This window comes from uncultured Ruthenibacterium sp. (assembly GCF_963558415.1).
GTDB lineage: Bacteria > Bacillota > Clostridia > Oscillospirales > Ruminococcaceae > Ruthenibacterium.
The window spans coordinates 1-8,452 of sequence record NZ_CAUWGY010000093.1; the positions used below are offsets into that span (position 1 = coordinate 1).

The 8,452-nt window shown below is 50.8% G+C and carries 8 protein-coding genes; 4 read left to right on the top strand and 4 right to left on the bottom strand.

The annotated features are described in order from the left end of the window. Nucleotides 1-44: 44 nt before the first annotated feature. The 4 genes from AB5H98_RS11700 to AB5H98_RS11715 form a co-directional block, all read right to left on the bottom strand. On the bottom strand, nucleotides 45-611 hold the full coding sequence (locus AB5H98_RS11700; protein WP_367926076.1) for a 6-pyruvoyl tetrahydropterin synthase family protein: 567 nt from the start codon (nucleotides 609-611) through the stop codon (nucleotides 45-47). A 168-nt stretch (nucleotides 612-779) separates the two neighbouring features. After that, the gene (locus AB5H98_RS11705; RefSeq protein ID WP_367926077.1) at nucleotides 780-1,562 is read right to left on the bottom strand and encodes a YhfC family glutamic-type intramembrane protease; all 783 of its coding nucleotides are present in this window, start codon (nucleotides 1,560-1,562) and stop codon (nucleotides 780-782) included. 118 nt (nucleotides 1,563-1,680) lie between these two features. Beyond that, entirely contained in the window at nucleotides 1,681-3,093 is a 1,413-nt protein-coding gene (locus tag AB5H98_RS11710; protein ID WP_367926078.1) for a lipopolysaccharide biosynthesis protein, read from the bottom strand. A 102-nt stretch (nucleotides 3,094-3,195) separates the two neighbouring features. Next, nucleotides 3,196-3,549, bottom strand: a complete 354-nt coding sequence (locus AB5H98_RS11715) for a M48 family metallopeptidase (protein WP_367926079.1) — start codon at nucleotides 3,547-3,549, stop codon at nucleotides 3,196-3,198. A 405-nt stretch (nucleotides 3,550-3,954) separates the two neighbouring features. Here AB5H98_RS11715 and AB5H98_RS11720 point away from each other — a divergent pair, with 405 nt between their 5' ends. From AB5H98_RS11720 to AB5H98_RS11735, 4 genes are all read left to right on the top strand, one after another. Continuing rightward, the gene (locus tag AB5H98_RS11720) at nucleotides 3,955-6,240 is read left to right on the top strand and encodes an anaerobic ribonucleoside triphosphate reductase (RefSeq protein ID WP_367926080.1); all 2,286 of its coding nucleotides are present in this window, start codon (nucleotides 3,955-3,957) and stop codon (nucleotides 6,238-6,240) included. 78 nt (nucleotides 6,241-6,318) lie between these two features. Then, nucleotides 6,319-6,477 carry an anaerobic ribonucleoside-triphosphate reductase gene (gene nrdD / locus AB5H98_RS11725; protein ID WP_349215457.1) on the top strand — a complete coding sequence of 53 codons (159 nt, stop codon included), beginning with the start codon at nucleotides 6,319-6,321 and terminating at the stop codon, nucleotides 6,475-6,477. 31 nt (nucleotides 6,478-6,508) lie between these two features. Further along, nucleotides 6,509-7,012, top strand: a complete 504-nt coding sequence (nrdG, locus tag AB5H98_RS11730) for an anaerobic ribonucleoside-triphosphate reductase activating protein (protein ID WP_367926081.1) — start codon at nucleotides 6,509-6,511, stop codon at nucleotides 7,010-7,012. Nucleotides 7,013-7,107: 95 nt separating this feature from the next. Then, nucleotides 7,108-8,452, top strand: a 1,345-nt coding sequence (locus AB5H98_RS11735; protein ID WP_367926082.1) for a hypothetical protein, incomplete at its 3' end; no start/stop codon positions are given.

The following is an 8,452-nucleotide window of genomic DNA, read 5'->3' on the forward strand; positions in this document are numbered from 1 at the left end:
GCCCGCCTCTTCTTAATATTTTAGGGGAGAAAGACCTTTCATGCTCAGTTCTTTCGGTATCCGCACTTGGGGCAAACGCCGTTTTCATCCAATGCGATTCCGCACAGCGGGCAGCGCTCTACCTCAAGGTGGGGTTCATACTCTTCGGAAGCCATGTTTACGCCGCTTGTAAAGCTCAGTTTAACAATGTTCAACTTGTCTTTCAGCAACTCGTAAACCATTTTGATCATGCCTTCTACGGTCATGGTCTCTTTGGTAACGACCAAGCGGCATTCCGGATAGGCAGTGGCCAGTTCTGTCTGGAAGGCAGGGCCTTTCATAATGTTGTTGGGAGCGCCGTTGCGAATGCCCTGCTGCTCATATACGCCCAAAATCGCGGGCAAAAGTGGGTCATCCTCACGCAAAATCAACGCATGGTCAAAGTTTTTCAAAACTTCCCAAGCGGTTTTCTGAATTTCATTGCAGGGGAAAACCATGTTTACTCCGGGGTTTACAGAGCCTTCTACCTCAATGGTGAGAACGCCGGTATGTCCGTGCAGGTATTGTGCTTCACCTTTAAATCCGTAAAAACGGTGTGCATATTGCAGTTCCAGTGTTGTAATGCTTCTCATGGTTCAATCTCCTTTATTTTTTATATTTACGGGATGAATGTGCCCGCATACACCGAAATGATTTTCTATTGGTATTATATCTTTATTGATATTAAATGTCAATAGTGAATTTGAAAGTTTTTCATAAAAAAACGCCGCACATTTTTGTGCGGCGTTTTATGAAGTGATTCAATTGTTCAAAACCGAAGATTTTTTCCATAGAAAATAGACAAAGAAAACCGTCAGCAAAGTAATGGCCAGTGCCCAAAGTTCGGTCAGCGCAATGTTGGTCCAAACACCACACTGATACAGAGCGGCGCTAACATTGGTCAGTGCGTGTAAGAAAACCGCAACCCAGTAGAAGCCGCCGGACAGTCGTTTGGTGACCACCATCCAAATTAAAATGGAGAGAGCAATGTGCAGCACGATGGAAACGAAGCGTTCCGCGCCACTCCATAAAAAAGAAGCTGGTGCGGCCGTTGAAAGAGCACTCATCTGTGCATCGGTTAAACCCAGGGCCGACAGGTCCACGCCATTGTTCAAAAGCACCATTACATACAGATTGGCGGCCAAACTCAATCCAACCATAATGGCGGATTCAAATCCGCCGTGGCCGATGCCGTATCCCAGGCCAGTGGAAAAGGATGCGTTCTTGCGGCACAGCAGCTTCAGACCGACCAAACGTGCGGTTTCCTCAAAAAGGCCCGCCGCCAGGCAACCATAACTCACGTAGGCGACAGGTACAAAGGCAAGCGCAGGAAAGAGGGAGAATACCACGCTATGCAAAAGACTTTCCAGTACCATCGCGCCTAGAAAAAAGCACAAGGCACCTACGGCCGCAGCCTTTAATACATGACCATACCGAATCTGGCAAATGATTAAAAGGGCTATTGGAACAAGAATAGCAATGCCAACGCTCACTGCGGTGTACACCAGTGAAAGAGTAGGAATCGAAGAAGCAGGAAGCATCATTATCGCCTCACTTTAATTTGATGAACATCTAAATGTTGTATCTGCATCATACGCTTTTGTGCAAAGGATGTCAATGAAAAAAGCAGAGTTTTTGAAAAACTCTGCTTTTTTGAAAAAATTAATGTCGTTTTCGCATGGTGAGCACGTGGCGTACTGTATCCCAAAGGCTGCTGAAGTTGAGAATGGCCATCAACACCACACACAAAGAGCACCACAAAGGCCACAGAGGTGTGTCGGTCAACATCCAGTAACTTTCAAAGCCCATAAGCGCCAAATTCAACAACAAAACGAAAGGGGCAAAATCCACGCGAATCAGTCCGCGGGTGTTGACAGCGCGCAAAAGGAATACGACAAAATAGCTGGCAAATGTAGCAAACGCAGCTCCCTGCACTCCCCAGGTCGGAATCAAAAGACCGTTCAAAATTAAATTCAGAACAGCGCCTACGGCCATTGTAACCAAGGACAGGCCAGAGCGTTTTTCCGCCATGTAAATGCTGTTTAAAAAGTTGTCAAAGCTGGAGAATACAGTGGCAAAGGTGAGCAGGGGAATATAAATCCAGCCCGCGTAAAAATCGTCCGATACATAGACTTTCATGATCGGCTGACACAAAAGAATGATTCCAGCGCCCGCAAGGAACATCAGACTCTGATATGCGTTCCACACACGGCTGAAAAACTCTTCCCGGCCAGCACGGGTGCCGTCGGTAAAAGCACTGATTTGCCAGGCTTCGGTAAATAAGGTCGCAACGATGGTCAAAAGAGTGGGCAGTCGATAACTGGTAGCAAACAGTCCGTTCACTTCGCTGCCCAGCATGGTGGTAATAAACAGCTTGTCACTGGTGTTGGTCACCCACCAGAAAATGCTGGCAGAAATCAAAGGCACCGAATACCGCAGCATGGTTTTGAACAAGCGCGTGTCAATCGGTTTCAGACGGATGTATTTCCAAATGCGGGATACAAAGAACAAAAACAAAGCACTGGTGGCGTCCGAGCAAATCAGCGCCAGGATCAGTCCTGTGGCTCCCAGATGAAATCCGGATAAAAACAGTACATTAAAGAATAGATTCGCCACCGTGCAAAGAATTCCATCGATGGCATACAGCCGAACCATTTCTCTGGCACGCACAAATTGACAGTTTAATGTGCGCAGGCAGCTCATAAATACAAAGAGCAATAAGAGCGGCCAGTAATCGCCAATGGTTCCGCCAATGAACGGGACCATGTCCAAAAGCGGCGTCAGCACCAGCAATAGCAAAAAGCCCATCAAAAGGGAAAGAAGACCGTTGGTATAAAGGCTTCGCTTGTTGATCCCTTTTTCGAGTCCAAAGCGGATGATTGCATTGGATATCCCCAAACTTACAATGGGGATGAACACGTTGCCAATGGCAATGATCGCGTCCATACTGCCATAGGCACCCGTGCCCATCATGTGGGTGTGGTAGGTAGTAAGGAAAAAGTTTAAAATTTTGGAGGAAAAAGTGCTGATTGCAAACAGGATGGTGTTGGAAACAAGGCGCTTATATTTATCCAAACAGGAACCTCCTTGTTTTGTCCAAGGCGCAATGTGCCCGGATGTACTATAAATAAGTAATATACCCGTTTTCACGAGCGATTGCAATGCAATTTTGACGCATCAGCTTTTTAGCATCGCTCTCCGCTCCTTGTAATCGGGCATAAAGTGCTCTACAACAGCCCAAAAATCGGGACCGTGATTCAAGTGAATAAAATGTACATATTCGTGTAAAAGTACGTACTCCACAGCCGCTCTTGGTTTTTCGGCCAGGCGAAGCGCGAGGGTGATCCTCCGTTTGGCCGGACAGCATACACCCCATTGACTTTTCATGTCCCGCACTTTCAAAATGGGCGGCTGCCCATGCAGCACCTGCCTAAACAAAGGAAAAATTTCCCGGTCAATCTGCTCAAACAACGCGAGCGCCTGCGCAGGCGAAACCGTACAGGGCACAAGATCTTGTGTTTTTTGTTCCAATATTTTCCTCTGGGCGCGCTGGAGCCACAACATTTTGCTGTCCACAAAAGCATCTATTTGCGAGACAGGCACAAAAAAAGGCGCCGAAACCGCCGCGCTTGCGTCTGCTCGGACGCGAAGATTTAAGTTTTTTACACGTTTACGCGTTAAAAAATAACATATGCCTCCCGGCGTGCGGCGCAGCTCTGTTTTCAAGATTAGCACACTTCCCAAATTCACATGGGTTTATTATACCAATGTTCGTCACCTTTGGCAAATTGGACAAAAAAACGGCGATTTTTTTACGTTCCTTTTGCTTGACATCCACAATATCTAGTGTGATAATAGAACGCGGATTCAATATTTAGCGAACGGGTTTGGGGGGTCCCCAAGGGTTTCCGGCGCGGAGATAAGGAGATAAAGAGGATGATCAAGAGCATTGTAAAGCGCGATGGTCGCGTGGTTCTGTACGACGCCAGCAAAATTGCGTCTGCGGTTTTACGCTGTTTGCAGGCGGCCGGACAGGGAGATGCTTCCGTGGCTGCTCAGGTGGCCAATGCGGTGGAAGAGGTTCTGGAAAAAGAATGCGGAAATGAGCCGCCGCAGATCGAACAAATTCAAGATGCTGTGGAGCAGGAACTGATGCATGCTGGCATGGAAGAGGCTGCGAAACAATATATCTTGTATCGCGCTGAGCGCACCCGTATTCGTGAGGCAAAGACCAGCCTGATGAAATCTATTGATGAGATCACCAATGTGGATGCACGTATCAGTGATATGAAACGTGACAATGCCAACATTGATGGAAATACCGCCATGGGCTCTATGCTTCAGATCGGTACCGCCGGAGCAAAGGCTTATAATGCTGCATATCTGCTTACCCCGGAACAGGCGCGGGCTTACCGTGAGGGCGACATCCACATCCACGATTTCGATTTCTATGCATTGACCACTACTTGCTGCCAGATCGATTTGATCAAGCTGTTCAAGGGTGGGTTCTCCACCGGTCACGGTTACTTGCGTGAGCCGCAGGGCATTGGCAGTTACGCTGCGCTGGCAGCCATCGCCATTCAGTCCAACCAGAACGACCAGCACGGCGGACAGGGCGTGCCCAACTTCGATTATGCCATGGCAGGCGGCGTGCGCAAAACATTCGCCAAAAATTATGCCAGCAAATTGCAGGAGGCTCTGGAGGACGTGCTGGACACGGACGACGAGTCCGTGCTGACGCAGGCTGCGGTTGCGGCGGGCAGCGCAGTTACCGGCGAGGAGCCTCGTCTCCAGACGCAAGCAGCAAGCTTTGACGCGGCTGCGGTACAGGCGCTGGTAGCAGATGGCCGCTTGGATAAGGAAAAAGCGACACACGTGGTACATCATGCTCGCCGCCGGGCCGAAAAGGCGACGGATCGGGCTACCTACCAGGCCATGGAAGGATTTGTGCATAACCTCAATACAATGCACTCCCGTGCAGGTGCGCAAACGCCGTTTTCTTCCATCAACTACGGTACCGATACCTCTCCGGAAGGCCGTATGGCTATCCGCAATATTCTTTTGGCAGAAGATGCAGGTTTGGGACATGGCGAGACTCCTATTTTCCCCATCCATATCTTTAAGGTAAAAGAGGGCGTCAACTACAATCCGGGCGATCCGAACTATGATTTGTTCGAACTTTCCTGTAAGGTCAGTGCGAAGCGCCTGTTCCCCAACTACGTATTTTTGGACTCTCCGTTCAATCTTCAGTACTACAAACCCGGTCATCCGGAAACTGAAGTTGCGACCATGGGTTGCCGCACGCGCGTGATGGGCAATGTGTACGACCCTGAGCGTGAGATTGCTTATTCTCGCGGCAACTTGTCTTTCACGTCCATCAATCTTCCTCGCTTGGCCATTGAAAGCCATGGGGACGAAGCACTGTTCTATAAAAAATTGGACGATATGATGGAATTGGTAGCGCAGCAGTTGCATGACCGTTATGAGATTCAGGCGTCCAAACGTGTATACAATTATCCGTTCCTTATGGGTCAGGGCGTTTGGCTCGACTCCGACAAATTGGGTCCCAACGATGAGGTGCGCGAGGTGCTCAAACACGGCAGCCTTTCCATCGGATTCATTGGCCTGGCGGAAACTCTGACCGCTTTGTATGGTCACCATCATGGTGAGAGCGACGAGATGCAGCAAAAAGGACTGGCAATCGTGCGTCATATGCGGGAGTTCTGCGAGAAAAAGTCTGCGCAGACCCATATGAATTACGGCTTGCTGGCCACTCCGGCAGAAGGTCTTTCCGGCCGCTTTGTCCGCATGGATCAAAAGCGCTACGGGAAAATCCCCGGAGTCACTGACCGTGAGTATTACACCAACTCCTTCCATATTCCTGTATGGTATCCGATTTCTGCATACGAAAAGATTCAGAAAGAGGCACCTTATCATGCCTTGACCAATGCGGGCCATATCAGCTATGTGGAGCTGGATGGAGACACTGCCAACAACGTAGAGGCCTTTGAGAGCGTGGTTCGCTGCATGCACGACGCAGGCATCGGTTACGGCTCCATCAACCACCCCGTTGACCGTGACCCGATTTGTGGTTATGTGGGTGTGATCGGAGAGGTTTGCCCCCGTTGTGGCCGTCGCGAAGGCGAAGCCCTGAGTCAGGAAAGAGTGGATGAGCTGCGCAAATTGTACCCCGAAGTGACAACTTTCTGTGGTTGTGAATAAGTTGGGGGTTGCAAACTATTCCAAATTAGTATACAATAAAAGCATAGATACATAAGCAAATCTTGGGAGGAAAAAGAAATGGCTATTCAGACGAACCGTGAAGCAAAGTATGGCAAAGACGTAGGTTTTGAGCGCATCCGCCGTATTACAGGATACCTCGTGGGCACCATGGACAAATGGAACGATGCGAAAAAGGCTGAAGAACGCGACCGCGTGAAACACGGTCTGTCTCACTGAGATGAGTCAGGTGCTGAATCTGGCGGGTATCATGGAAGATTCCATTGTAGATGGGCCGGGTATCCGCACTGCTATTTTCGCCCAGGGCTGTCCTCGCCGCTGCGAGGGCTGCCACAACCCGGAAAGTTGGCCGTTCGGCACAGGTAAGGATGTGTCGGTAGAAGAATTGTTTGCCCATATAAAAGCAAACCCCTTGGTAAAAGGCGTGACTTTTTCCGGTGGGGAACCTTTTTCCCAGGCCGAGGCGTTCTGTGCATTGGCGCGGATGTTGAAAGCGGCCGGATATGAGGTGGCCAGTTATACGGGCTATACCTTTGAACAACTTTTAGAGGGCACGGACGCCCAGCGGGCGCTCCTGGCAGAATTGGATATTTTGGTGGATGGCGAATTTGTGCTGGCAAAGCGGAACTTGGACCTGCGTTTCCGTGGGTCGGAGAATCAGCGCATTCTGGATGTACCCAAAAGCCTTGCGGCAAATCGGGCCATCTGGTGTGAAGCTGAGCGCTGGACCGGCGGAACGCATCCCCATTCCTGAATTAAAAAAGGCGGAACCTAGGTTCCGCCTTTTTTTCGCCTTGCGTGGGTTATAGGGCTATTGTATAATATGTGTCGGAAAAGAGGGGACTTGGCATGAAAAGGTCGTTTTGGCGCCGGTGCGCCGCTTCTTTGGCACTGCTGACGTTCTGTGTGTTCGGGGCGACGTGCGCCTGGGCACAGGATGAAATGCAAGAGATTGAAAACATTCGCATTTTGTTGACAACCTTGTCAGACGGCACATCCCGGCTGACCGGGCCTTCGGCGCAGGAGGATGGAACGGTTTTGCTGTGCAGCGACCGGGATGCGAATTTCACCTGGGAAGAGGAGATTGACGCATCGTGGTTTGACTCCGTCATCAATGTAGGAGAAAAAGGCGGTGTGGCGCCTATCATGCGTGTGATTTTCCCAAAAGTCAGCAGTATGCGTGTTCCCCTGGTGGCGCAGGCTGATGAAACCGGTGTGACGTTTGTCTCTCCCGCGCAGGGATCCACGGTAAATGTCAAAGCCTCCTTTCAAAATGCGCGGCAGTACCGCTATCAGTACAATGAGGCCAGCGGGGACCCACCTTATGTGGCGTTGACCGGCCAGATAGAGGTTGAGGTGCGCATGACCGTTGACCGTATTCTGGAATATGTGCCCTTGCCGCAGAACGCAACGGAAGAAGAGATGATCGCTTACACACGCGGGATTTATGAGCGGCAATGGATACAAATCGAACCCCGGGAAGTGGTTTACCGCGCTACGTATTGCAATTCTCCGGTGGGGATTGGTGTGTCCGGTGCCAACGGTCAGCCAGTAGACCCTGTTCGGGGAAGTCCCGCCGGGCTGTTGTTGCTGAATGGACAAGAGGATGAGGGCGACGTATGTACGGTGGAATTCGACGGCCGGACACAAAATTTGGATGTGGCGGATTTGCCGTATTTTTCGCTTTCCGTTGAATTTTATATTGAAGTGATCGATTGGAACGAGGCCACTGCCAATGCGGTGCCGGTGGCGGCTACGGCAGCCGGCGCTACGGCGCTGGGGCTGGGCGGCAGTGCGGTGGCCAACGCTCTGACCCAGCCGGACGCTTTGCCTGCCCGCCGCAGGGACGAGGAACTCTCCATAGAAGAAACGCCGGAGCTGCCCGAAGAGGACAGTCCCGAAGTGAGTTTGTCAATGTATAAACCGTTTAGCGAAATCGTGAATACGAAGGGCGCCGCGGTGGACATTCAGCTCACAGTGAATGGCGGCGAAGGATTGCGCTGGCACTATTTGCCCACAGCCATTTGCCCGGGCGGGTTAAAGGCTGTGGTGCCCACAGTGGTGGGCATGGGCAGCGAGAGCACGCTGGTGCTGGGTTTGACGGGCGCAGCCATGAAACAGGCGCACTGCCCGGTGTTTGTGACGGTGATTGCCTGGGCCGTGGGACCGAACGGCAAAGTGCTCAAGACCAGCG

Bases quoted from the DNA above. Each gene is read 5' to 3' on its own strand.
- nrdD (WP_349215457.1), top strand. From the start codon at position 6,319: ATGGCTATTCAGACGAACCGTGAAGCAAAGTATGGCAAAGACGTAGGT.
- AB5H98_RS11720 (WP_367926080.1), top strand. From the start codon at position 3,955: ATGATCAAGAGCATTGTAAAGCGCGATGGTCGCGTGGTTCTGTACGAC.
- AB5H98_RS11705 (WP_367926077.1), bottom strand. From the start codon at position 1,562: ATGATGCTTCCTGCTTCTTCGATTCCTACTCTTTCACTGGTGTACACC.
- nrdG (WP_367926081.1), top strand. From the start codon at position 6,509: ATGGAAGATTCCATTGTAGATGGGCCGGGTATCCGCACTGCTATTTTC.
- AB5H98_RS11700 (WP_367926076.1), bottom strand. From the start codon at position 611: ATGAGAAGCATTACAACACTGGAACTGCAATATGCACACCGTTTTTAC.